Origin of the sequence: Streptomyces sp. NBRC 110028 (assembly GCF_001417735.1) — a bacterium.
Lineage (GTDB): Bacteria > Actinomycetota > Actinomycetes > Streptomycetales > Streptomycetaceae > Streptomyces.
The window spans coordinates 755,309-775,834 of record NZ_BBUZ01000022.1 but is presented as its reverse complement, the minus strand read 5'-3'; the positions used below and the strand labels follow the sequence as shown (position 1 = coordinate 775,834).

General features: G+C 72.0%; 24 protein-coding genes and 1 pseudogene. 12 read left to right on the top strand and 13 right to left on the bottom strand.

All coding sequences use genetic code 11. The annotated features are described in order from the left end of the window. Positions 1 to 118 precede the first annotated feature (118 nt). The gene (locus tag ASC60_RS03635) at positions 119 to 811 is read left to right on the top strand and encodes a hypothetical protein (protein ID WP_055546535.1); all 693 of its coding nucleotides are present in this window, start codon (positions 119 to 121) and stop codon (positions 809 to 811) included. 200 nt (positions 812 to 1,011) lie between these two features. Here the strand turns inward: ASC60_RS03635 and ASC60_RS03630 are convergent, their stop codons facing one another. Together ASC60_RS03630 and ASC60_RS03625 are read right to left on the bottom strand one after the other, a co-directional pair. Next, positions 1,012 to 1,692, bottom strand: coding sequence for a response regulator transcription factor (locus ASC60_RS03630; protein ID WP_037795450.1), 681 nt, complete (start codon positions 1,690 to 1,692; stop codon positions 1,012 to 1,014). Beyond that, on the bottom strand, positions 1,689 to 2,975 hold the full coding sequence (locus tag ASC60_RS03625; RefSeq protein ID WP_055546533.1) for a cell wall metabolism sensor histidine kinase WalK: 1,287 nt from the start codon (positions 2,973 to 2,975) through the stop codon (positions 1,689 to 1,691). The genes ASC60_RS03630 and ASC60_RS03625 overlap by 4 nt, the downstream gene beginning before the upstream one ends. 289 nt (positions 2,976 to 3,264) lie before the next feature. Between ASC60_RS03625 and phoU the strand changes: the two genes are divergently transcribed. The 6 genes from phoU (at position 3,265) to ASC60_RS03600 (ending at position 5,978) form a co-directional block, all read left to right on the top strand. Further along, the gene (gene phoU / locus ASC60_RS03620) at positions 3,265 to 3,939 is read left to right on the top strand and encodes a phosphate signaling complex protein PhoU (RefSeq protein ID WP_055546531.1); all 675 of its coding nucleotides are present in this window, start codon (positions 3,265 to 3,267) and stop codon (positions 3,937 to 3,939) included. 115 nt (positions 3,940 to 4,054) lie between these two features. Continuing rightward, complete coding sequence (locus ASC60_RS43665; protein WP_267892774.1) at positions 4,055 to 4,180, top strand: hypothetical protein; 126 nt, start codon at positions 4,055 to 4,057, stop codon at positions 4,178 to 4,180. 134 nt (positions 4,181 to 4,314) lie between these two features. Next, on the top strand, positions 4,315 to 4,539 hold the full coding sequence (locus tag ASC60_RS03615; RefSeq protein ID WP_055546530.1) for a hypothetical protein: 225 nt from the start codon (positions 4,315 to 4,317) through the stop codon (positions 4,537 to 4,539). Positions 4,540 to 4,638: 99 nt separating this feature from the next. Continuing rightward, complete coding sequence (locus tag ASC60_RS03610) at positions 4,639 to 5,325, top strand: hypothetical protein (protein WP_234356760.1); 687 nt, start codon at positions 4,639 to 4,641, stop codon at positions 5,323 to 5,325. A gap of 172 nt (positions 5,326 to 5,497) precedes the next feature. Beyond that, on the top strand, positions 5,498 to 5,722 hold the full coding sequence (locus ASC60_RS03605; RefSeq protein ID WP_055546526.1) for a hypothetical protein: 225 nt from the start codon (positions 5,498 to 5,500) through the stop codon (positions 5,720 to 5,722). Between the two features lie 55 nt (positions 5,723 to 5,777). Next, positions 5,778 to 5,978 carry a hypothetical protein gene (locus ASC60_RS03600; protein WP_055546524.1) on the top strand — a complete coding sequence of 67 codons (201 nt, stop codon included), beginning with the start codon at positions 5,778 to 5,780 and terminating at the stop codon, positions 5,976 to 5,978. Between the two features lie 958 nt (positions 5,979 to 6,936). On the opposite strand, the gene ASC60_RS38760 is transcribed toward ASC60_RS03600, so the two are convergent. The 4 genes and pseudogenes from ASC60_RS38760 to ASC60_RS41465 form a co-directional block, all read right to left on the bottom strand. Beyond that, the gene (locus tag ASC60_RS38760; protein ID WP_079038128.1) at positions 6,937 to 7,185 is read right to left on the bottom strand and encodes a CPCC family cysteine-rich protein; all 249 of its coding nucleotides are present in this window, start codon (positions 7,183 to 7,185) and stop codon (positions 6,937 to 6,939) included. Further along, entirely contained in the window at positions 7,163 to 7,651 is a 489-nt protein-coding gene (locus tag ASC60_RS03595) for a hypothetical protein (RefSeq protein WP_055546522.1), read from the bottom strand. The genes ASC60_RS38760 and ASC60_RS03595 overlap by 23 nt, the downstream gene beginning before the upstream one ends. Positions 7,652 to 7,776: 125 nt before the next feature. Then, positions 7,777 to 7,974, bottom strand: a pseudogene (locus ASC60_RS42030) (hypothetical protein); the annotation flags it as partial. Positions 7,975 to 8,300: 326 nt separating this feature from the next. Next, positions 8,301 to 8,477: a hypothetical protein gene (locus ASC60_RS41465; RefSeq protein WP_159043198.1), complete on the bottom strand. Its 177-nt coding sequence runs from the start codon at positions 8,475 to 8,477 to the stop codon at positions 8,301 to 8,303. 619 nt (positions 8,478 to 9,096) lie between these two features. Here ASC60_RS41465 and ASC60_RS03590 point away from each other — a divergent pair. The 3 genes from ASC60_RS03590 (at position 9,097) to ASC60_RS41460 (ending at position 9,996) form a co-directional block, all read left to right on the top strand. After that, positions 9,097 to 9,414, top strand: coding sequence for a helix-turn-helix domain-containing protein (locus tag ASC60_RS03590; protein WP_055546520.1), 318 nt, complete (start codon positions 9,097 to 9,099; stop codon positions 9,412 to 9,414). Between the two features lie 196 nt (positions 9,415 to 9,610). Continuing rightward, entirely contained in the window at positions 9,611 to 9,823 is a 213-nt protein-coding gene (locus ASC60_RS03585) for a hypothetical protein (protein WP_055546518.1), read from the top strand. 2 nt (positions 9,824 to 9,825) lie between these two features. Further along, positions 9,826 to 9,996 carry a hypothetical protein gene (locus ASC60_RS41460; RefSeq protein ID WP_159043197.1) on the top strand — a complete coding sequence of 57 codons (171 nt, stop codon included), beginning with the start codon at positions 9,826 to 9,828 and terminating at the stop codon, positions 9,994 to 9,996. A gap of 83 nt (positions 9,997 to 10,079) precedes the next feature. Here the strand turns inward: ASC60_RS41460 and ASC60_RS03580 are convergent, their stop codons facing one another. Beyond that, the gene (locus ASC60_RS03580) at positions 10,080 to 10,841 is read right to left on the bottom strand and encodes a phosphoglyceromutase (RefSeq protein WP_055546516.1); all 762 of its coding nucleotides are present in this window, start codon (positions 10,839 to 10,841) and stop codon (positions 10,080 to 10,082) included. Positions 10,842 to 10,983: 142 nt separating this feature from the next. Between ASC60_RS03580 and ASC60_RS03575 the strand changes: the two genes are divergently transcribed. Next, entirely contained in the window at positions 10,984 to 12,276 is a 1,293-nt protein-coding gene (locus tag ASC60_RS03575; RefSeq protein WP_055546514.1) for an MFS transporter, read from the top strand. A gap of 17 nt (positions 12,277 to 12,293) precedes the next feature. Here the strand turns inward: ASC60_RS03575 and ASC60_RS03570 are convergent, their stop codons facing one another. From ASC60_RS03570 to mshA, 6 genes are all read right to left on the bottom strand, one after another. Continuing rightward, positions 12,294 to 14,408, bottom strand: a complete 2,115-nt coding sequence (locus ASC60_RS03570; RefSeq protein WP_055546512.1) for a M48 family metallopeptidase — start codon at positions 14,406 to 14,408, stop codon at positions 12,294 to 12,296. Further along, entirely contained in the window at positions 14,405 to 15,088 is a 684-nt protein-coding gene (locus ASC60_RS03565; protein ID WP_055546510.1) for an RNA polymerase sigma factor, read from the bottom strand. Before ASC60_RS03565 ends, ASC60_RS03570 begins: the two co-directional genes overlap by 4 nt. Beyond that, the gene (locus ASC60_RS03560) at positions 15,081 to 15,299 is read right to left on the bottom strand and encodes a hypothetical protein (RefSeq protein ID WP_159043196.1); all 219 of its coding nucleotides are present in this window, start codon (positions 15,297 to 15,299) and stop codon (positions 15,081 to 15,083) included. Before ASC60_RS03560 ends, ASC60_RS03565 begins: the two co-directional genes overlap by 8 nt. Before the next feature lie 148 nt (positions 15,300 to 15,447). Further along, positions 15,448 to 17,172: a glycosyl hydrolase family 28-related protein gene (locus ASC60_RS03555; protein ID WP_055546506.1), complete on the bottom strand. Its 1,725-nt coding sequence runs from the start codon at positions 17,170 to 17,172 to the stop codon at positions 15,448 to 15,450. Between the two features lie 181 nt (positions 17,173 to 17,353). Further along, a complete protein-coding gene (locus ASC60_RS03550) occupies positions 17,354 to 17,866 on the bottom strand; it encodes a YbjN domain-containing protein (protein WP_055546504.1) in 513 nt (170 codons plus the stop codon). A gap of 136 nt (positions 17,867 to 18,002) precedes the next feature. Next, a complete protein-coding gene (gene mshA / locus ASC60_RS03545) occupies positions 18,003 to 19,367 on the bottom strand; it encodes a D-inositol-3-phosphate glycosyltransferase (protein ID WP_055546503.1) in 1,365 nt (454 codons plus the stop codon). A gap of 240 nt (positions 19,368 to 19,607) precedes the next feature. Between mshA and ASC60_RS03540 the strand changes: the two genes are divergently transcribed. Then, a complete protein-coding gene (locus ASC60_RS03540; protein WP_199830853.1) occupies positions 19,608 to 20,420 on the top strand; it encodes a class I SAM-dependent methyltransferase in 813 nt (270 codons plus the stop codon). Positions 20,421 to 20,526 lie beyond the last annotated feature (106 nt).

The following is a 20,526-nucleotide window of genomic DNA, read 5'->3' as shown; positions in this document are numbered from 1 at the left end:
GGGCATACGGGACGGCCGCGTCGCCCGGGAGGCGGGTCGGGTGCGGAGCCGGAAGGGCGGATCGGTAACCTAAGCGCGCTGGTCCACCTTTTACCTCGTCCTAGGAGATGCCGCCGCCGTGAGCAGCAGCCTTCGACGCGGCGCCCTCGCCGCAGCCGCCATCGTGGTCTCGGTCGCCCCGCTCTCCGCCTGCGGAGCCGGGAACGACGCGCAGACGCTGGAGGTCAAGCCCGACAACGCCGCGACGTCCGTCGGAGACATCAAGATCCAGAACGCCAGCGTGGTGACCCAGCCGGACCGGACGGCGAAGGGCCCGGCCGTCATCACGGCCCGGATCTTCAACAACGGCGACCGGGACGAGACGCTCACGGCCATCACGCTGCCCGAAGCGCACGGCGCGAAGGCCAAGCTGCACCCGGCCGGCAAGGCCGCGGGCAAGGTCGTCGTCCCCGCCGGCGGCTCCGTCATCCTCGGCGGCAAGGGCAACGCCTCCGCCGTTCTCGCCGACGGCCGCGAGGCCGCCAAGGACGGCGACGCCCAGCGGGTCGTCTTCGATCTCAGCTCGACCGGCGACGTGCCGATCACGGCCTTCGTCGTGCCCGCGACGAGCTACTTCGAGGGCTGGGGCCCGTCCAAGGTGCCGGCCCCGGCCCCGTCGGGCACGCCGGGCGGTACGGCCTCCGGGACGCCGGGCGGGACCACGAAGCCGGGCGGAAGCAAGCCGGGCGACAAGCCGTCCGGCGAGGCGAGCAACAAGCCGGGCGGCCAGAGCAACGGCATCGCTTCCGGCGAGCCGACGCCGAACCACTGAGCCCGCGCTGAGCCCGCACTGAGCACACGCGAGGGCGGCCCCGGAGATCCGGGGCCGCCTTCGCGTCGTCAGCGGGCACGTGACCGTGCCGGGTTCCCCTGCACCGTGCGCACCTCGCACCGAACGGCCCCGGGGGCCTCGGGGGCCTCACGGGCTTCGGCGGCCCTCGGCGGCCTTCAGCGGGCCGGGGATCGTTCGGTTTACGGCTCGAACTTGTAGCCCAGGCCGCGCACCGTCACCAGATAGCGCGGCGCCCCCGGGTCCGGCTCGATCTTGGCTCGCAGCCGCTTGACGTGGACGTCGAGCGTCTTCGTATCGCCCACGTAGTCCGCGCCCCACACCCGGTCGATCAGCTGCATCCGGGTCAGCACCCGGCCCGCGTTGCGCAGCAGCATCTCCAGCAGGTCGAACTCCTTCAGCGGGAGGTCCACCTTGCCGCCGCCGACCGTGACCACGTGCCGGTCCACGTCCATCCGGACCGGGCCCGCCTCCAGGGCCGCGGGCGTGACCTCCTCCGGCTCGCCGCGGCGGCGCAGGACGGCCCGGATCCGGGCCACCAGCTCACGCGACGAGAAGGGCTTGGTCACGTAGTCGTCGGCACCTATTTCCAGGCCGACGACCTTGTCGATCTCGCTGTCCTTGGCAGTGACCATGATCACCGGGACGTTGGAGCGGCCGCGCAGCTGGCGGCACACCTCCGTACCGGGCAGTCCCGGCAGCATCAGGTCGAGCAGCACCAGATCGGCGCCGTTCCGCTCGAACTCGTCGAGCCCATCGGGTCCCGTTGCCGCGATGGCGACCTCGAATCCCTCCTTGCGGAGCATGTACGACAGCGCGTCGCTGAACGATTCCTCGTCCTCGACGACCAGAACTCGGGTCACGGAAGGACCTCCGGGGCAGAAAGTTGATCGTTGGTGAAGGTCTCGTACGGTCGGTCGCCGTCCTCCCCATCGAGGTCGGATCCTGAATCGTACGGCTCGCCCGGCCCGCCGGCCGTGCGATCCCGGTCCCGCGCCGCACCGGCCTCCGGGAGCCTCAGGGTGAACGTGGAGCCCTGTCCCTCGGCGCTCCACACCGTGACCTCCCCGCCGTGCGAGGCGGCCACGTGCTTGACGATGGCGAGACCGAGGCCGGTCCCGCCGGTCTGCCGCGAGCGGGCCGGGTCGACCCGGTAGAACCGCTCGAAGATCCGCTCACGATCCGTCGTGGAGATGCCGATGCCCTGGTCGGTGACGGCGACCTCGATCAGATCGCCGCCCGTCGCGGGGATGCGGCGGGCCGCGATGCCGACGCGGGTGCGGGCCGGGCTGTAGTTGACCGCGTTCTCGACGAGGTTGCCGAGGGCGGCGGCCAGCTGGCCGCGATTGCCCCACACCCGCAGATCGGCGGTGCCGCCGGCGGCCATCGTGATCTGCTTGGTGCCCGCCTGGTGGCGGCAGCGGTCGATGGCCTCGGCGACCAGCTCGTCCACCCGGACCGGCTCGGCGTCCTCCAGCGGGTCGTCGTTCTGGACCCGGGAGAGGTCGATCAGCTCCTGGACGAGGCTGGACAGCCGGGTCGCCTCGACCTGCATCCGGCCCGCGAAGCGGCTGACCGCCTCCGGGTCGTCCGACGCGTCCATGACGGCCTCGGAGAGCAGGGAGAGCGCGCCGACCGGGGTCTTCAGCTCATGGCTGACGTTCGCGACGAAGTCGCGCCGTACGGCCTCGATCCGGCGGGCCTCGGTGAGGTCCTCGACCAGCAGCAGGACCAGCCGGGAGCCCAGCGGAGCCACTCTGGCGGACACGGCGAGGGCGTCGCCCCGGCCGGTGCCGCGCCGCGGCAGGTCCAGCTCGATCTGCCGTATCTCGCCGTCCCGCCGCGTGTCGCGGGCCATGGCCAGCATCGGTTCGACGGCGAGCTTGCCGCCGCGCACCAGCCCCAGCGCGTACGCGGCCGAGCTGGCCTTGACGACGGCGTCCGCCTCGTCGAGGACGACGGCCGAGGAACGCAGTACCGAGAGCACGGTGTCCACGCCGGGCGGCAGGGCGGCATCGGTGTGCAGCGATGAGCGCGTAGGCTTCGCCTGTTCGCGCTCGCTCCATCGGAACGCCAGCATGGCGATGACACCGGTGCACAACCCGGCGAGCGCCGCCACTGCGGCGATCGCCGCGTTCACGTTCATGCGTCCAAGGTTATGCGGGCGGGGAGCGGCCTCCACAGCCCCGCACGGGCTCCCTCGAACAGACGTTGCCGAGAGTTCACCGGTGGGTTGGCGCCGGTTCACTCCCGGCGCCGCGCCGACCGGCCGCCGCACGGGGTGGCGTGGGGGACGTTACCGAGAGTTCACCTCGACGTCCGGGGCGGTTAACCGAGGGGCGCCGAGCCGGACGCGTTCCGATCCGAACGTGGCAGGGTGGGTCACACGAGTCCACGAAGATCCGTCAGCGAGAGTCAGTGAGAGAAGGTCAGTGATGCGCGACGCGTACCACGAGGAGCTGGATTCGATCGGGGAGGGCCTGGTCGATATGGCCCGGCTCGTCGGTTCCGCCATCGGCCGCGCCACCACATCCATCCTGGACGCGGACCTGAAGCTCGCCGAGAGCGTCATAGCCGCCGATGAGAAGGTCGACGACCTCCAGCGCGACCTGGAGAACCGCGCGATAGCGCTGCTCGCCCGGCAGCAGCCGGTCGCCACCGATCTGCGGATCGTCGTCACCAGCCTGCGCATGAGCGCCGACCTCGAACGCTCCGGTGACCTGGCGCAGCACGTCGCCAAGCTCACCCGGCTCCGCTTCCCGGCCAACGCCGTACCGCACGACCTGCACGCCACCATCCTGGAGATGGGCCAGCTGGCGCAGCGGCTGATGGCGAAGGCGGCCGAGGTCATCATCACCAAGGACGTCGACCTCGCCTCGCAGCTGGAGCAGGACGACGACGCGATGGACCTGCTGCACCGCACCCTCTTCCAGCACCTGATGGACGACCGCTGGAAGCACGGCATCGAGACGGCCGTCGACGTCACCCTGCTGGGCCGCTACTACGAGCGGTTCGCGGACCACGCGGTGTCGGTGGCCAAGCGCGTCATCTACCTGGTCACCGGTGAGCACGCGGACGAGATCGGCGCGGCGACCACCCACGAGGCCTGAGGCGGACGCGGCGGCATCACGGCGGCGTGCCTCCGCGCGCCGTCGATGCGCCCCTGTGGGCGGGCCGTGGACCGGGACCATGAGCAGCAGGTGTTCCCTTCCGAGGAGACGACTCATGGCGGACATCACCCGTCCCGAACCCCACCCCACCCACCCCGTCGGCGCCTGCGGCTGCGGCTCGGGCTGCGGCTGCGGCTGCCAGTCCGGCGGCTCCTGCTCGTGCGGCGGCAACTGCGGCTGACGCGGCGGCGCGGCCACGAACGACCGGGGCCCGGGACCGAACGATTCGGTCCCGGGCCCCGTCCTGTCCGCCGCCCGAGGTGCGGCTTTGCCGCCCGAGGTGCGGGCGGCGGCCACTGCGGCGAATCTGGTCCTATGAGCGATGAGACCCCTGCCCGCCCCCGCGTGGTCGTCGAGGAACCCCTCGACGGCCGCCGTCGCGTACGGGTCGACGGCGAGGACGTGGGAGTCGTGGTCGACCCGGACGAACTCCGCCGCCTCCTGACCCGCGCGGGCCTGACGGACGAAGCCGCCCCCATCGACGACCCGAACCTGATCGACTGGCAGGGCGGCGGCCCCGACGACTGGCCCGCGGCGTAGGGGCCGGGCTTCGTACCCCCGACGGGTGAACGACTCGTAGGCGGCGGGCACTGCCCGCGGCGTAGCGTGGATGGACCATCCACCGGGGCGGGGGTGTACATGCGGTACCGGAGCGAGAGCATCGGCGATCGGATCGGCCGGCGGCGTGCTCTGCTGCCCCAGCTCATCCGAGACGCCCGCGCCGCCGCTCGCGGGCATCATGGTGGTGACCAAGCGGCCGCGTATGCGGTGCTCGCCGAGGCGTACCAGGTGGCGGCGACCACGCTCACGGCGTTGGGCAGGGAAGACGCCGCGTTCACGGCCATGGAGCGCGCCGTCGAAGCCGCCGGACGCTCCGACGACCCCCACTTGGCGTCCATCGGCGCCTCCACCCTGGCGTGGATCTTCACCAGGCAGGGGCGGCTGGAGGACGCCGAGCGGGTCGCCCTGACGCACGCCGACCGGATGGACCCCGGCTTCCACTCACGGCCGGTCGAGCTGTCGCTATGGGGGACCTTGCTCCTCCGCGCGGCCACGGCGGTCGTGCGGCAGGGCGAGAGCAAGTACGACAGGGTGGAGGAACTGCTGCGGCTGTCGCCGGGTGCCGCGGCGAGCATCGGAACCGATCGGCTCGACTACGCCACGCCGTTCAGTCCCACCAACGCTGGTGCGATCGCCGCGGCGCGGACGGTGCCGGACATCGGGTCGCTCCCCCACCCCCCACCTGGCGGGCCAGGTTCCATGTGGACCGCGCCCTCGCGTACTTCGAACTCCGGCAGGACGACTCGGCCACCCGAGCCCTGTTGAGGACCGAGCAGGACGCCCGGGAATGGATGAGGTACCACGGGACCACACGCCACCTCGTGGCCGAACTGCGCGGCCCTGAGCGCCGCCGCACCTCTCCGGTGACCCAGCCCGCCGACCGGCTCCACCTGGCCGGGTAGGGCGCTGCGTCCTACCGTCCGGAAGGTCCAGGACGGTGCGTCACTGTCCGAACATCATCGGCGACCAGTCCGGCGCGGTCATCCAGGACCGCTGCAACACCTTCTACTGGCTCACCGCCCCCGGCGGCGCCGCGTCATGGAATCTGCGGCGGGTCCATGTCCTCGGCGAGACGAAGGGCGTCACCACCTACCTCGGTGTCCCACGGACCGGACATCCGGCCCCGGGACGTACTGGCGGGTCCCGTTCACCCGCGACCTGACCGACCCGGCACTTCCGTACAAGGCGCCGGCCGTCGCCCTCACCGAGGACGCCTCGTGACGTCCCGGGTCTGCGCGCGCTGCGACAAGCGGACCAGCAACCCGGTCGTCGTCGCGATCGAGCACGGCGCGAGCGTGGGAGGCCGCACGATCTACGCCTGCCCAGGCCGTTGCGCCGCCGGCTTCCCGCCGCAGGGTGACCCGTTCACCGAGGCCACCGCGCTGCGCCGCAACCACCAGCAAGAGGACGCCCGATGAGCATCAAGCCGGACCCGACCCACGTGCGGACGTGCCGCTGCCTGCGGCGACAACCACCCTGCTCGGACAACGCCCTGGAGCCAGTTCCTCTCCCACGCCGCGAACTGCGCCGACTGCCAGACCGGCCAGCCGTGCACGATCGGCAACGACCCACGCCACGCGGCCCGGCAGGCCCGCGCTACGACGGCCCCATAACGCATCGCCCTGTTGCCCGTCCGTGTGCCGTCCTGTGGTACGCGGGCGGGCCTTCGCCGCACCGCTACCACTCCACAACAGTGTCACTTCTTCTTGAAGTCGGTCACCTCGCTTGCCATCGGTCGCTTCTGGGCCCTTCGAATTGCTCCCATATGGCCCCGCTGTCAGCAAGTCGCGCTACGATGCGGGGGCTTGGCCGTCTCATCTCGACACACTCCCCCGCTCCCAGGGGGCGGGTCTTCAGAGATCACATCGAGATGAGGAGTCAAGCTGATGGCACGATCAAAGCAAGGTCGTAGGCTGCGCCGGGACCGTTCCGAGTCGGATTGGCTGCGAGCGGTGGTCGCCGTCTCGGCTGCCGTGACTGCCATCGCGCGGTGTATCGGACTGTTTCTCCGCTGACCGGTACCGAAGGACCCGCCGATCGGGGGGCTCACTGATGTGGGCCCGACCGCCCTATGTTCGGCCGGGCCCACGACCCGCGTGACAGGTCCGGTCCATGGCCCCTATTCCATGGACCGGACCTTCCGCGTCTACGCGGGAGTTTGAGCTACCTGCCCGTGTGCCTGACGGAGTCCTTCACGACCCGCTGGTCGACTGGCGGGACTCACCCGTGGAGATACACACGGCCTGTCCGGCCAGGTTACTCTGCCGCTTGTTTCGAGGGGCCCGTAGCGGGCCGGATACGCGAAGGAAGCCTCCATCGACGAGACTGGCCGCCCCCGTTCATGGTCTGCGTCTGCGTCTGCGGCAGCTGGTGATGTCAGATACACCGCTCGTCACAGGCTCCCATGGCGTGGAAGTTCGGTCGCGCCTCGGTGAGGCTTAGTCCGCGGTTGGGGCCACCACGGACCTCATCAGCATCGTGATCGTCCTGTCCGTCGTCCTCCCAGAAACAGACGGGACAGCTCTCGTAATCCGCAGCAGGGGCAGCGGTAGGGACGGTTCTCGGTCTTCCCACCGACGTTGGAGAACGGAGGGGGCTTTCGTTATGCCCGGCGGGACGCTCCATCCGGCCAGATGACATCCACAGGGATGTCTGCCTCGCGCGCCTGGCGCACCACGTCCGCTGTGCCGCCGCCCTTGCCGGAGGGTGGCTGTCCGTTCCACACCGCCACCAGGCGGTCGGCGCGGTCCAGCAGCACCGCGTTCGCCCCTTCGTACGCCTGACGGTTCGCCGTCTCGTGCGGCATCACAAGAACCTCGTCAGCCGCCTCCACGAGCCGGTCGAAGGTCTCGGCGTGGTCCGGCTTCACCTTCGCCTGCCGGTAATCCTGCGACGGAATCACCACGGCCAGGCGTCCGCCGGCCGCCAGGACCGCCTCGGCGAACAGGCTGTCGCTGCCCTTCGCGATGCATGACACGCCGACCAGCCCGGAGGGCTCGTAGGCCGCGAGGACCTTGTCCAATTCGGCTCGCACCAGCGGGACCGACTCGTCGGTGAGGTCCATGTGCCCGGTCACGGAGATCGTCGTCATCGAGTCTTCCTCGTCATGTGGTGAGCAGGGTGCGGATGCTACCGCGCACGTCGGCGACGGTCCGGGGCACGCTGTCGCCCAACCACAACGCCGCCCGCGCGGCCGAGCCCTCCTGCCGCAGGACCTCAAGCGGACCGCGTGACCGGGGACCACACGTCGAACCACTGCTCGGCGCCATTGTCCTCGTACCGCTCCACCTCGGTGAACCCCAGCTTTGCCGCGAGGCGCATCGAGCGCTCGGATATCTCGGGCACCTCGCGTTCGAACTCATCACGCGGTCGAGGGCCACCGAGGTACACCTCCGGTGAGGCGAGCAGCTCGATGAGCTGATGCGAAAATGCCCCCGATCCGCGCCATACGCGCGGGTCGGGGGCGTGATCAGAAGGGCTACTTCTTCTTGCCCTTCTTGCCGAGGATCTTGAGGAGCTGGGTTTTTGCTGGTGAGAGCCATGTAGGGCCTGACCGGGCGGTCCTCGTCGGTCGTCGTTGGTCGCTGCCGAGTGACCTCGGACGGCCCAGACACGGCCCGAAAGTGCAGTGCCGTGTCATGATGCGGCCTTCCGATCCGTAGCTCAAAAGACATCGGCATCAGGGGTCACACAGGTTGCCGGTCAGTCCCTCAGAGCTGCGCTGCTGTACTACAGCGGCTCTACGAACGCGCCTCGGCCAGTGGCGTGCCCACGTTGGCACACATGGCGCGCCGGACGATCGCGATGGAACTCAGGGTGATCAGGCTCTCCAGGATGCCTTGAACTTGGTCAAACCGGGCCCAAATCACCACGATGATCAGAACGACGACCCACGTGTCGGGGCGGACGATTGACATTGACGGGTTCGTTGGGGACACACTCATCTCAGCGCCTCCTAGCTAGGTGCACCGCCCACCCCTACTGCCCTCGCCGGGAAGCCTGTGCAGCATGGGGTGGGCTCTTTCATGTCGACACCACTGTGATCTGAGCCACTGTAAGTTCGCAATTCCGAGTTGAGCGGGAAAGGTCACACTGTGTTTGGCCTACAGGATTTGCCGAATTCCGCGCACCGAGATGACAACTCACCTACACTGCCAGCCCACCCCAGGGCCCTCCCAGCCGAGCAGGACCCACGCGGGCGGCGCAGCGGCTTTGGGCTGGAGCTGCTTTGGGGCGAGTGAGGCTCGCCCCAAAGTGGCGCCTAAAGCCGTGGAGCGGGGTGGAGACAGGAGCGCAGGCACGGCCGGGGGCCGGGCCGCGCGCGGTGAGCGGAGCGAGCCGCCTTGAACCAGTAGAGAAGGTTGTAACTCACTGCTGTCCGGTCCCGGTGTGCCCCTCGTACGGCCTTCGGCCACGGGAGGGGCTTTGTCGGTCAAGGCAGCGCGCTGGCTTCTACCGGAACGGGGCTGTTCAGCCGTCCCCGCCGGGTCGGCCGCGGGTACCGTTCTGGGTGTCCAGGGCAGAACGGAGTTCAGCATGCCGCAGAGCATTGAGGAACACACCGGTGCACGGATCGCACGCACTCGTCGCGAGCGTGGTCTGACGCAGCAGGGTCTGGCGATGCGCGCCAACGTCTCGAAGTCGCTGCTGTCCAAGGTCGAATGCGGCCAGAAGCCCGCCTCGCCATCGCTGATCGCCACCTGCGCTCGCGCGCTCAGCGTCACCACATCGGATCTCCTCGGCCAGCCCTACACCCAGGAACTCCGGCGGGAGCGGCTGGATGAGGTGATACAGCCCATCCGGGTCAGCATGGAGAACTGGGACATCCCCCTCGACTGGCAGGTGCCGGCCTGAGGTTCCCCCGAGATGCGGGGAGGGGTGACAGGGGGTGGCCGCCACGGCCCCGTGAACCGAGCGGGCCACCGCGCCTGAGTCCCGGGCCGGACGCGCCGACAGCAGTCCGCTCCCTCGCTCCCTCTGATCGGCTGCTGGACTTCCATCGGCCACAGGGAGGGTCAACGTCACTCCTCGGCATCCCCCCGGAGGCACCGTGAGCGACTACAGCGAGTACCAGGACAAAGCATCTGGCCTCAGCAAGGGCAAGCACAGCAAGAACAACGACACCGGCCGTCACCGCGAGCCGCCCCCGGGCGGCGATCAGGGCGTGGCCGGCGGGTCGAGCGGCTGCATGGTCGTCGGTCCGGCGGCGGGCGCGTTAGCCGCTACCCTCGTGACCGCTCTCATCTGGACTCGGAGACGGTGACCATGAAGATCCGCAGTGTGCACATGTGCCAGGACGCGGCGTGTGCCGGAGGCGAGCCGCATGAGGACGACAACGGCACCCGCTTCTTCGGAGTGCCCGCATGGGCGATCTGCCTGGTGCTGTGCGCGGCGATGCCGGTTGCGCTGCTGGCCTACACGTACGCCAGCCGCTGACCGCGCAATGCCCACAGTGGCCCGGCTGTGAGAATGCCCCCGATCCGCGCCATACGTGCGGGTCGGGGGCGTGATCACAAGGGCTACTTCTTCTTGCCCTGGTTCTTGACCGCCTCGATGGCCGCCTTCGCGGCGTCCGGGTCGAGGTAGGTGCCGCCCGGGTTGGTGGGGCGGAAGGCGGCGTCGAGCTCGTAGGAGAGCGGGATGCCGGTGGGGATGTTGAGGCCCGCGATGTCGGCGTCGGAGATGCCGTCGAGGTGCTTGACCAGGGCGCGCAGGGAGTTGCCGTGGGCGGCGACGAGGACGGTGCGGCCGGTGAGGAGGTCGGGGACGATGGCGTCGTACCAGTACGGGAGCATGCGGACGACGACGTCCTTGAGGCACTCGGTGCGGGGGCGCAGCTCCGGGGGGATGGTGGCGTAGCGCGGGTCGGCGCTCTGGGACCACTCGGCGCCGTCCTCGAGCGGGGGCGGCGGGGTGTCGTACGAGCGGCGCCACAGCATGAACTGCTCCTCGCCGAACTCGGCGAGGGTCTGGGCCTTGTCCTTGCCCTGGAGGGCACCGTAGTGGCGCTCGTTGAGGCGCCAGCTGCGGGCGACGGGGATCCAGTGGCGGTCGGCGGCCTCCAGGGCGAGCTGCGCGGTGCGGATCGCGCGCTTCTGGACGGAGGTGTGGACCACGTCGGGGAGCAGGCCGGCGTCGCTCAGCAGCTCACCGCCGCGGACTGCCTCCTTCTCGCCCTTTTCGTTGAGGTTCACGTCCACCCAGCCGGTGAACAGGTTCTTCGCGTTCCACTCGCTCTCGCCGTGGCGGAGGAGGATCAGCTTGTACGGTGCGTCGGCCATGCGGTCGAGCCTACTGGACCGGTCCGAGGGGGTCGTTTGACGGACCTGATCAATTGAGTGGCGGCCCGGGGACGGGGATCGGTAATGTGCGTATGCCGCTAGCACCTCTTACATGGGGATGCGCAGTCACGGGGGGTTCGGGATGTCCGTCGCTCGGTTGAGAGAGGCCGCGAAGGGGAGCGTGTCGGGGTTGCCCCGGGCGTTCTGGTGGCTGTGGACGTCCACGCTGGTGAATCGGCTGGGCGGGTTCGTGGCGACGTTCCTTGCCATGTACCTGACCGTCGAGCGGGGGTACTCGGCGACGTTCGCCGGGCTGGTGGGGGCGCTGCACGGGCTGGGCGGAGTGGTGTCGGCAGTGGTCGCGGGGGTGCTCACCGACCGGCTGGGGCGGCGGCCGACGCTGCTGGTGGCGCAGGTGTCGACGGCGGTCACGGTGGCCGTGCTGGGCTTCGTACGGGATCCGGTGGCGATCGCGGTCATGGCGTGCCTGGTGGGCATGGCCACCAGCGCGTCGCGGCCCGCGGTGCAGGCGATGATGGCCGACATCGTCGCTCCCGAGGACCGGGTGCGGGCGTTCTCGCTCAACTACTGGGCCATCAACCTGGGCTTCGCCTTCTCCGCGACGGCGGCGGGGCTGATCGCACGGCACGGCTATCTCACGCTGTTCCTGGCCGACGCGGGGATGACGCTGCTGACCGCGCTGATCGTCTTCGTGAAGCTGCCGGAGTCCCGGCCGGAGGGGCAGAGTCCGGGGCGTGGGGCGGACGGAAAGTCGGTCGGGCTCGGGACCGTGCTGCGGGACCGGCGGTTCATGGCCGTGGTGGCGCTGACGTACCTCGTCGCGACCCTCTTCCAGCAGGGCTACGTCGCGCTGCCGGTGGCGATGGGCGCGGACGGGTTGTCCAGCGCGGACTTCGGGCTGGCGATCGCGACCAACGGGGTGCTGATCGTAGTACTCCAGATCCCGGTCACGCGGTTCATCGAGCACCGGGACCCGGCGCGGCTGCTGGTCGTGGCCGCGCTGCTGACCGGGTACGGGTTCGGGCTGACCGCCTTCGCCGGGTCGGTGGGCATGTACGCGCTGGCCGTGGCCGTCTGGACGCTCGGCGAGATCATCAGCTCGCCGACCCAGATGGGGCTGGTGGCCCGGCTCTCACCGGCCCAGGGGCGGGGCCGCTACCAGGGGATGCACGTGCTGGCGTGGTCGCTCGCCTCGCTGACCGCGCCGCTGGCGGGCGGCGCGGTGATCGACCGCTTCGGGGCGGCCACGCTGTGGGCGGCGAGCGCGGTGGTGGGCACGGTGGCCGCGGTCGGTTACGCGGTGCTGGGGCGGCGGTTGCGGAGCGATGAGGCGGAAGGGGCAGGGGCGGAGGGGGCAGGGGCGGAGGCCGCCGGTGTGCGGGCGGAGGAGGTGGCGGGGGTGGCCGCCGCGTGACGCTCTCGCGGTGCGGGTCAGGGCGTGGCTCGGGGCAGGAGCGGGGCGATGTCGAGGCTCGGGCGCGGGATCGCCGTACGCCACGGCGGCGGCGCCGTGGGCAGCGCCCCGGTCGGGTTCGGGGTCGGGTACGGGGTCGGGTTCGGGGTCGCGTACGGGTTCGGGTTCGAGGTCGCGTACGGGTTCGGGTACGGGGTCGCGTACGGGTTCGGGTACGGGGTCGCGTGCGGGTTCGGGTTCGGCAGGAGTGGGGAGTACGGGGGCCGGCCCGGCTGGGTGGGCGGGTTCCAGGGGGTTACGGCGGTGGCGGGGACCCGGGGGTAGCCGGGCTCGTCGCGGTTCGCCCACACCCCGTACGACACAGCCGTCAGCCCCAGCAGCACGGTGAGGGACAGCGCCCGGACCGAGGTGATACGGCGACGGGCGGGCTCGGATACGGCGGGGGCGATGCTGATCTCGGGTGGCGTGCCGGGACCGGGCTCCGGGGTGTCGGGGGCCGGCTCCCGGGTGTCGGGGGCCGAGGAGTTCCGGGGTGCGGTGGCGCGGGGCGGGGCGGGTGGGCTCGGGCGCAGCGGGACGTGTTCGTCCACGCCCAGCGCGGCCAGGTGCAGCCCGAGCCGCCGGGTCTGGCCGGGCTGCCGTACGGCGGCGTCGGCCCAGTCCCGGATGTCGTCGGGCGCGGTGCCGGCGGGCGGGACGAGGATTCCGGGCCCGGTCCAGTGCATCGCCCAGTACGCGGTGCCGTTCGCGACGAGCTGCGCCCCGATCAGGGCGGCCAGGGCGGTGGACAGCGGGCCGAGTGGGTCCCGTTCGGCGTCCGCCGAGACCTCCGAGGGTGGGAGGGCGCCGTTCAGGGCGCGGGCGAGCGGCATGCGGCGGCCGCTGTCCAGCAGCCGCAGCACCCGATGGATCGTCAGTCCGGCGGTGGACGGCGCCGCGCCGCGTTCGACCGTACGGACCGCCTTCGCCAGCGGCGCCAGGGCCTGGGTCGCCCGGTGTTCGGCGAGGAGGCCGAGCCACTCCCGCCACGGCACCGTCGCCCCGTCCGGTGTCCCCACCGCGCGGGCCAGCCGGACCGCGTACCGCGACGGTACGGAGAGGGGTTCGGCGGGCGGCGGCGAGCCCTCGGGCAGGCGGGCCAGCCGGTCCAGGCGGGTGGCCAGATCGGGGTGGGGGTCGTCGGGGTCGGCGCGGTGTTCGGTGGCGCGGGCGCGCAGGGCGGCCAGGGGCTCCCGTAACTCGGGCGCGTCCACCATGTGCCCGAAGGCCCGGAAGGGGTCGTCCGGCACACATCCGTACGCGCGGCGCATGGGCGTCAGGTGGGCCGTGGTGAACTCCAGCCACGCCGCTTCGAGCGCGAGCGCGGCGCGCAGCGCGTCGGCGACGGCACGGGGCCCGGCCGCGCGGGCGGCCTCGCGGTCGGCTTCCAGCTCCTGCCGCCGCCGGACCGGGCGGGTGAGCCCGGTGAACACACGGGTGTAGAGGCGGAGGAGGAGCAGGGGGCCGCCCGCGTACATCCGGACCAGGTTGTTGGCGGTCGCCGCCTCCACGATCGCCTGCCGGGCGGCGAGGAGCCCTGCCGTACCACGGTGGGCGAGGACGCCGAAGCGGCCGTGGCGGCGGGAGAAGTGGCCCAGTTCATGGGCGAGGACGGCACGCAGTTCGGCGGGGGTCAGGCCCATGAGGAGGGGCAGGCCGAGGTAGAGCGTGCGGCCACCGGGGGCCAGGCCGAGGAACGGGGCGTCGTCCGTGACGGACGCGTTGACGTCGGCGGTCAGCCGGACGCGGTCGGGCGGCCGGGTGCCCACGGCGCTCGCCAGCTCCTCGACCACGGCCCACAGCGCGGGCGCCCCGCGCCGGGACACCGTCACCGCGTCGGGGCGCGGGGCGGCGGGCCGGGCGGTGCGCACCACCGCCCAGAGCAGGGCGACGACGACCGGCGCGAGGGCGGCGCACAGCATGATGACGTTGGTCGGGGGCGTCGTGGCCGTCGGCTCTCCGGCGCTCCACACCGCGACCACCAGGGCGGCCACCCACAGCAGCACGACGACCGCGACCAGTGCGTAGAAGCCGGCCAGCAGGGCGAGGGCGAGGACGGCACGGGCGGCGGCCGTCATGCCGGCGGCCGTCATCCCAGCTCCTTCCGGGCGGTCGGCCCCTGCCGGGCGGCCAGCGCCTGCCGTCGCTGGGCGATGTGACGGTCGGCGCCCAGGCCGTCGCGCAGCCACGCGGCGGCGCCGCGCAGCGCCCCGCACACCGGATCCAGCTGGTCGGCGGAGATCAGGCGCTCGCCGTCGGGGCGAACGTCCCAGGAGAGGTCGAGCAGCAGGGTGAGCCGGGCGCGGGCCTTGTGCAGATTGCTGCCGACGCTGCCGGTGGAGATGCCGAGTTCGGCGGCGATCTCCGCGTAGCTCATGCCCTCCAGCGAGTGCATCACGACCACCTGACGCTGACGCGGCGGCAGGGTGCCGAGCGCGCGCAGCACGGCCAGCGCCTCCGCGGTCTCCTCCACGGTGGCGGTCGTGGCGGCCGGAACGGTCAACTCGACCGGCTTCCAGCGGAACCACCAGCGCCGCCCGTCGCGCGAGAGCTTGCGGCGCATGGTGGTGTCCACCCATGCCTCGGGCGAGGCGCAGGCCCTGACGTGCGGCCAGCGGCGCATCGCCTCGATGTACGCCTCCTGGACGGCGTCCTCGGCGTTCTGCCGGTTGCCGCTGAGCATCACCGCGCGGGCGGCGAGCACCGGGTAGGTACGGGCGTAGAACGCGTCGAACTCCTCGCCGCGCGTGGTCTCCTCGGCCGTGTCACTCATGGCCGCCCCCTCGGTGCACGGTCACCGCGGCGCCGTCGGCGCGGCGGTCGGTGAGCACCGTGCCCGGCTCCGACCTGTCCAGCATCTCGATCAGCATGCGCGCCCGGACGCGTTCGCCCGAGCGCGCCGCCAACCAGCGGACGACATCCCCCATCAGCCGTAGCACCCCCACTGTCACGACCGTTGCCACCGTGAGCCACGGATTGTCCATGAGCACCGCTCGTCTCCCTCGTATGGTTCCCGGCTGTCGGCGCCGGTTCACCAGAGAGAGTCATCGGGGGGCGGTTTTCTTCACCGCGGGGCGGAGGGATTTCGCGGGACAAGACGGGGCGGGACGGGGCGGAACGGGGCGGGATCGGTCAGCGCAGGGCGCGCTGGGCCTCGTACAGATTGCGCGGGCGGACGGCCTCGGGGTGGCCGTAGGACTCGATACGGGAGTGGAGCGAGCCCTGGAAGTCCGGTACGTCGGTCTGGCCGAACTCCCGGACCTCGCTGATGCCGACCGTCGCGCTGTACGGGGCCACGTCGTCGATCCTGACGCACCCCGCGCGCTGATTGGCGACGGTGACGTTCCAGTGGGCGAACCGGGCGCCGTACAGCGGGCCCGCGACCGCGTCGCCGCCGTGCGCGCCGGTGTTGTCGAGGGTGATGTCGGTGCGGACATTCGCGAACGGCATGCCGCGGTGGGTGTCGAAGGTGCCCATCTCCATCCGGCCGCGTGACCAGACGTTGTAGCTGGACAGCCCCTCGACGTTGATGCCGTGCAGCTGTGTTCCGGCGGGCGCGGGCACGGTGCGCTGTTTCAGCACGAAGTCCTCGACCAGGTTGTCGTGCGAACCCTCGCGGCAGCAGTACGGATGGTGGCTGCCGCGCCCGGAGACGGTGACCCGGCGCAGGGTGCACGCCTTGGCGGCGACGAGCAGAAAGCCGTTGTCGACGTTGTTGACGGTCACGTCGTCGATCCAGCAGTCCCACGCGCACTGCAGCGCGACGCCGTTGTAGCCCTTGTCGAGCAGATGCAGCCCCTGCGGCGTCTCGACGACGTCCAGGGTGATCCCCTCGACGCCGGAGCCGGTCACCGGCCGGATCAGGGTGGTGAACCGGGGCTTCCAGGCGGGCCGGGCGTCGAGCGGCAGCGGACGGTCCAGCGTCACCCGGCGGCGGCGCCGGTCGACGGCGGTGACGCGGCACGGCCATTCGTACGGGACGTACGAGGTCAGCTTGGTCTTGTCGGCCCACGGATACCCGGCGGCGCCCTCGACGTCCCCGGCCATGTGCTGCAGCAGGGTGTGCGCGTCGTCGTCCGCGAGCTGGAACAGCACCCGGTCGCCGCGCCGGAGGGCGGCGGTGCTCTCGACCGGCACGGTCCAGTCGCCGCGCCGGGCGGGGCGGTCGACGGCGGTCAGGGTGCGCCACTCGTCGCGCTCGTTGCCCGTCCAGCCCTCGAACGGCCACGCCTGGGCCCTGATCGCGGCGGTGAGGGAGCGCCAGCGGGCGTCCGGGCACATCCAGATGAGGCCGCCGGCCCAGGACCAGGACGACTTGGTGCCGCCGTAGCGGCTGCCGTACGGCCCGATCAGCTCGGTGAGGTCGCGGGTCGCGTGCAGCGTGGTCCGCCCGCTGCCCGCGCCGCGCAGCACGACGTTGTCGTGGCCGATGCGGATGATGCCGTCGATGCGGTACGTCCCGGGCGGCACCACCACCGTGCCCCCGCCGCGCCGCCCGACGGCCTCGATGGCGCGGTTGATCGCGGGGGCGGCGTCGGCCGAGCCGTCGGGCCGGGCGCCGTAGCGCCGTACGTCGGCGGCGACCGGGTAGCGGGGTAGGTCCCGGCGCCCGCCGCGGAATCCGGCGCGGCCGACGTAGGGGATCTGGGGGTGGTGGTACGGATCGGCGCGGAACTCGCGCCAGAGGGCGGAGCCCTCCGTTCGGTCGGCTGTTCGTCCGGTCGCGGCGGCGGGGGTCGCGCCCAGCAGCCCCACGGCGGCGGACCCGGCCGCGCCCGTGGCCGCGCCGAGCAGCGTGCGTCTATCGATTTGCCTGTCGATTTGCCTGTCGTTTTCCCCGTCGTTTTCCCTGTTCATGAGGCCCACACCTTCCATGGATGTGAACGTCGTTCAGATGAGCGACGGCGTGAGCATGCCACGGGAGTCTCCGGCGCAGAAGGGGTCAGGCCCGCGTGGAGGGCGCCGCTCCGGGTGACCGCCACCAGCACCGGGGCCGTCGGCTAGGAGCGGCTGACGCCGTCGAGCCGGAGCGAGGGCGTCACTCGGTGGCCACGTCGCGGGTCAGGTTGGTGAACGCCTCCAGGTTGCGGGTGGATTCGCCGCGCGAGGTGCGCCAGGCGTACTCCTTGCGGATCGCGGTCGCGAAGCCCATCTCCAGCAGGGTGTTGAAGCTGCCGTCAGCGTTCTCCAGGACGGTGCCCAGCAGCCGGTCCAGTTCCTCCGGAACGACGGCGGCGAGGGGGAGGCGGCCCACCAGGTAGATGTCGCCGAGCTGGTCGATCGCGTAACTCACCCCGTACAGGCGGGTGTTGCGCTCCAGCAGCCAGCGGTGCACGGCCTCGTGGTTCTCGTCCGGGTGGCGGACGACGAAGGCGTTGATGGAGAGCGAGTGGCGCCCGACCCGCAGGGAGCAGGTCGTCGACAGCTTGCGGGTGCCGGGGAGCTTGACGACGTACGTGCCGTCCTCCGGGCTCTCCCACTCCAGCTCGGCGTCGTTCAGCGTCCGCTCGATGACGGTGCGGGCGTCGGCCTGGGGGGTGGTGTCAGCCATGGGCCGATCGTAGGCGACGCCGCTCGCGCATCGCGGCCCTACGGCCCCGTCAGCCGAAGAGCGGTGTCAACCGAAGACCGGTGTCAGCCGCCAGGCCGGTGTCAGCCGGAGACCGGTGTCAGCCGCCAGGCCGGTGTCAGCCGGGGACCGACCGCAGGCTACGCCGCTCGCGCATCGCGTCCGCGTAGACGTCCGCCGTCGCCGCCGCGGCCGTGTCCCAGCCGAAGGACTGGGCGTGGCGGGCGGCGGCCGCGCCCATGTGGGCCGTCCGTCCGGGGTCGTCCGCGAAGGGGCGCAGGGCGCGGGCGTAGTCGGCGGGGTCGTGGCCGTCGACCAGGGTGCCGCTGACCCCGTCCCGTACCGCCACCGGAAGGCCGCCCACCGAGGCCGCGACCACGGGGGTGCCGCAGGCCTGGGCCTCGACCGCGACCAGGCCGAACGATTCGCTGTACGACGGCATCACCAGCACCGACGCCGCCCGGTACCAGTCCGCCAGCTGGTCCTGGGCGACCGGCGGCTGGAAGCGGACGACGTCGCCGATGCCCAGGCGCGCCGCGAGCTTGTGCAGCCGCTCGGGCTTCGCCAGGCCGGTGCCACTCGGCCCGCCCACCACGGGGACCACGATCCGCTCGCGCAGCGACGGCTGCTGCTCCAGGAGGTGGGCGACGGCGTGCAGCAGGATGTCGGGCGCCTTCAGGGGCTGTATGCGGCCCGCGAAGAGGGGGATCAGCGCGTCGGGCGGCAGCCCGAGCCGGGCCCGGGCGGCGGCGCGGCCGTCGCCGGGGCGGAACCGGTCCAGGTTCACCCCGGGGTGGACGACGGCGACCAGATCGCGGTCCGCCTCGTAGTGGCGCACCAGTTCCTCCGCCTCCTCGGCGGTGTTCGCGATCAGCCGGTCGGCGGCGCTGACGATCTGCTGCTCGCCGATGACGCGGGCGGCCGGTTCGGGCGTGTCACCGGCGGCGAGGGCGGCGTTCTTGACCTTGGCCATGGTGTGCATGGCGTGCACCAGCGGCACGCCCCACCGCTCGGCGGCAAGCCAGCCGACGTGGCCGGAGAGCCAGTAGTGGGAGTGGACGAGGTCGTAGTAGCCGGGCCGGTGTCCGGCCCACGCCTGCATCACCCCGTGCGTGAACGCGCACAGCTGCGCCGGAAGCTCCTCCTTGGCCAGCCCCTCGTACGGGCCCGCGTCCACGTGCCGCACGAGCACGCCCGGCGTCAGCTCGACGGTCGGCGGGAGGGCGCCGGTGGTGGCCCGCGTGAAGATCTCCACCTCGATGTCGATGGCGGCGAGGCGACGGGCCAGCTCGACGATGTACACGTTCATCCCGCCCGCGTCGCCGGTGCCCGGCTGGTGCAGCGGCGAGGTGTGCACGCTGAGCATCGCGATCCGCCGCGGACGGCGTGGAGCGCGTCGAAGGCGCTGGTGGTGGGCCGGGCCGCCGAAAGGTGCATGGGACCGGCCACGCAGGCCGCCGAACCGGTACGGGTGCTGGCTCACCGCGCGATACCTCCTTTTCGGGGCAGGCTTCCCCTGTGCCTCCCCCTTCCAGGCCACAACACCGGAACCCTTCATTCCCATTTCCGCTTTGCCAAAGTGTGACGTTCGCCGCTCGTGGGGCGGGCGCCTTCGTGGGCAGGGCGCCTTCGTGGGCGCCTTCGTGGGCAGGGCGCCTTCGTGGGGCGGGCGCCTTGACCGCACATGGTCAGGGCACGCCACACAGCGCATAGGCTGCTCGCCATGTATGCCCGCGTGCCTCCGGCGATCCGCCCCATCGGAACGGTCACGCGCGGGACCACCAACCCCAACCGGCTGCGCCGCATGGACCGCTGGATCGCCGCCGTCCACGGCGCCACGCTGCGCCGCGCCGAGACGGCGGTGGCCGTCGACCTCGGGTACGGGGCCGCGCCCTGGACCGCCGTGGAACTGCTGCACCGGCTGCGGACCGTACGGCCCGGGGCCCTCGTGGTCGGGGTGGAGATCGACCCGGCGCGGGTCGCCGCCGCGCGGCCGTACGAGCGGGACGGGCTCGTCTTCGCGCACGGCGGGTTCGAGGTGCCGCTGCCGGGCGGGGTGCGGCCCGTGCTCATACGGGCGGCCAACGTGCTGCGGCAGTACGACGAGGACGAGGTCGCGGGCGTATGGCGGCGGCTGTGCGCGCGGCTGGCGCCCGGGGGCGTCCTGGTGGAGGGCACCTGCGACGAGGTCGGCCGACGGCACGTCTGGGTCGCGCTCGGCCCGGAAGGCCCCCGTACGGTCACCTTCGCCGCCCGCCTCGGATCCCTGGAACGCCCCTCCGACCTGGCCGAACGGCTTCCGAAGGCGCTCATCCACCGCAATGTGCCGGGCGAACCGGTGCACACCTTCCTGCGCGACTTCGACCGCGCCTGGGCCGCCGCCGCGCCGTACGCGACGCTGAGCGCCCGGCAGCGGTGGATCCGCAGCGCCCAGGCGCTGCGCGCGGCGGGCTGGCCCCTGACGGACGGTCCCACCCGCTGGCGCCAGGGCGAGATCACGGTGCGCTGGGAGGCGGTGGCCCCGGGCGGGGCGTGACCGGCTGGTGGCCCCGCGCGGGGCATGTGACCGGCTGGTGGCCCCGCGCGGGGCATGTGACCGGCTGATGTGTCCGCGCGGCGTGACCGGCTGATGTGTCCGCGCG

Bases quoted from the DNA above. Each gene is read 5' to 3' on its own strand.
- phoU (WP_055546531.1), top strand. From the start codon at position 3,265: ATGCGCGACGCGTACCACGAGGAGCTGGATTCGATCGGGGAGGGCCTG.
- ASC60_RS03550 (WP_055546504.1), bottom strand. From the start codon at position 17,866: ATGGCTGACACCACCCCCCAGGCCGACGCCCGCACCGTCATCGAGCGG.
- ASC60_RS03540 (WP_199830853.1), top strand. From the start codon at position 19,608: ATGTATGCCCGCGTGCCTCCGGCGATCCGCCCCATCGGAACGGTCACG.
- ASC60_RS38760 (WP_079038128.1), bottom strand. From the start codon at position 7,185: ATGGAGCGTCCCGCCGGGCATAACGAAAGCCCCCTCCGTTCTCCAACG.
- ASC60_RS03565 (WP_055546510.1), bottom strand. From the start codon at position 15,088: ATGAGTGACACGGCCGAGGAGACCACGCGCGGCGAGGAGTTCGACGCG.
- ASC60_RS03575 (WP_055546514.1), top strand. From the start codon at position 10,984: ATGTCCGTCGCTCGGTTGAGAGAGGCCGCGAAGGGGAGCGTGTCGGGG.
- ASC60_RS03560 (WP_159043196.1), bottom strand. From the start codon at position 15,299: ATGGACAATCCGTGGCTCACGGTGGCAACGGTCGTGACAGTGGGGGTG.
- ASC60_RS03595 (WP_055546522.1), bottom strand. From the start codon at position 7,651: ATGACGACGATCTCCGTGACCGGGCACATGGACCTCACCGACGAGTCG.
- ASC60_RS03625 (WP_055546533.1), bottom strand. From the start codon at position 2,975: ATGAACGTGAACGCGGCGATCGCCGCAGTGGCGGCGCTCGCCGGGTTG.
- ASC60_RS41460 (WP_159043197.1), top strand. From the start codon at position 9,826: ATGAAGATCCGCAGTGTGCACATGTGCCAGGACGCGGCGTGTGCCGGA.
- ASC60_RS03610 (WP_234356760.1), top strand. From the start codon at position 4,639: ATGCGGTACCGGAGCGAGAGCATCGGCGATCGGATCGGCCGGCGGCGT.
- ASC60_RS41465 (WP_159043198.1), bottom strand. From the start codon at position 8,477: ATGTCAATCGTCCGCCCCGACACGTGGGTCGTCGTTCTGATCATCGTG.
- ASC60_RS43665 (WP_267892774.1), top strand. From the start codon at position 4,055: ATGGCGGACATCACCCGTCCCGAACCCCACCCCACCCACCCCGTCGGC.
- ASC60_RS03570 (WP_055546512.1), bottom strand. From the start codon at position 14,408: ATGACGGCCGCCGGCATGACGGCCGCCGCCCGTGCCGTCCTCGCCCTC.
- ASC60_RS03615 (WP_055546530.1), top strand. From the start codon at position 4,315: ATGAGCGATGAGACCCCTGCCCGCCCCCGCGTGGTCGTCGAGGAACCC.
- ASC60_RS03590 (WP_055546520.1), top strand. From the start codon at position 9,097: ATGCCGCAGAGCATTGAGGAACACACCGGTGCACGGATCGCACGCACT.
- ASC60_RS03580 (WP_055546516.1), bottom strand. From the start codon at position 10,841: ATGGCCGACGCACCGTACAAGCTGATCCTCCTCCGCCACGGCGAGAGC.
- ASC60_RS03555 (WP_055546506.1), bottom strand. From the start codon at position 17,172: ATGAACAGGGAAAACGACGGGGAAAACGACAGGCAAATCGACAGGCAA.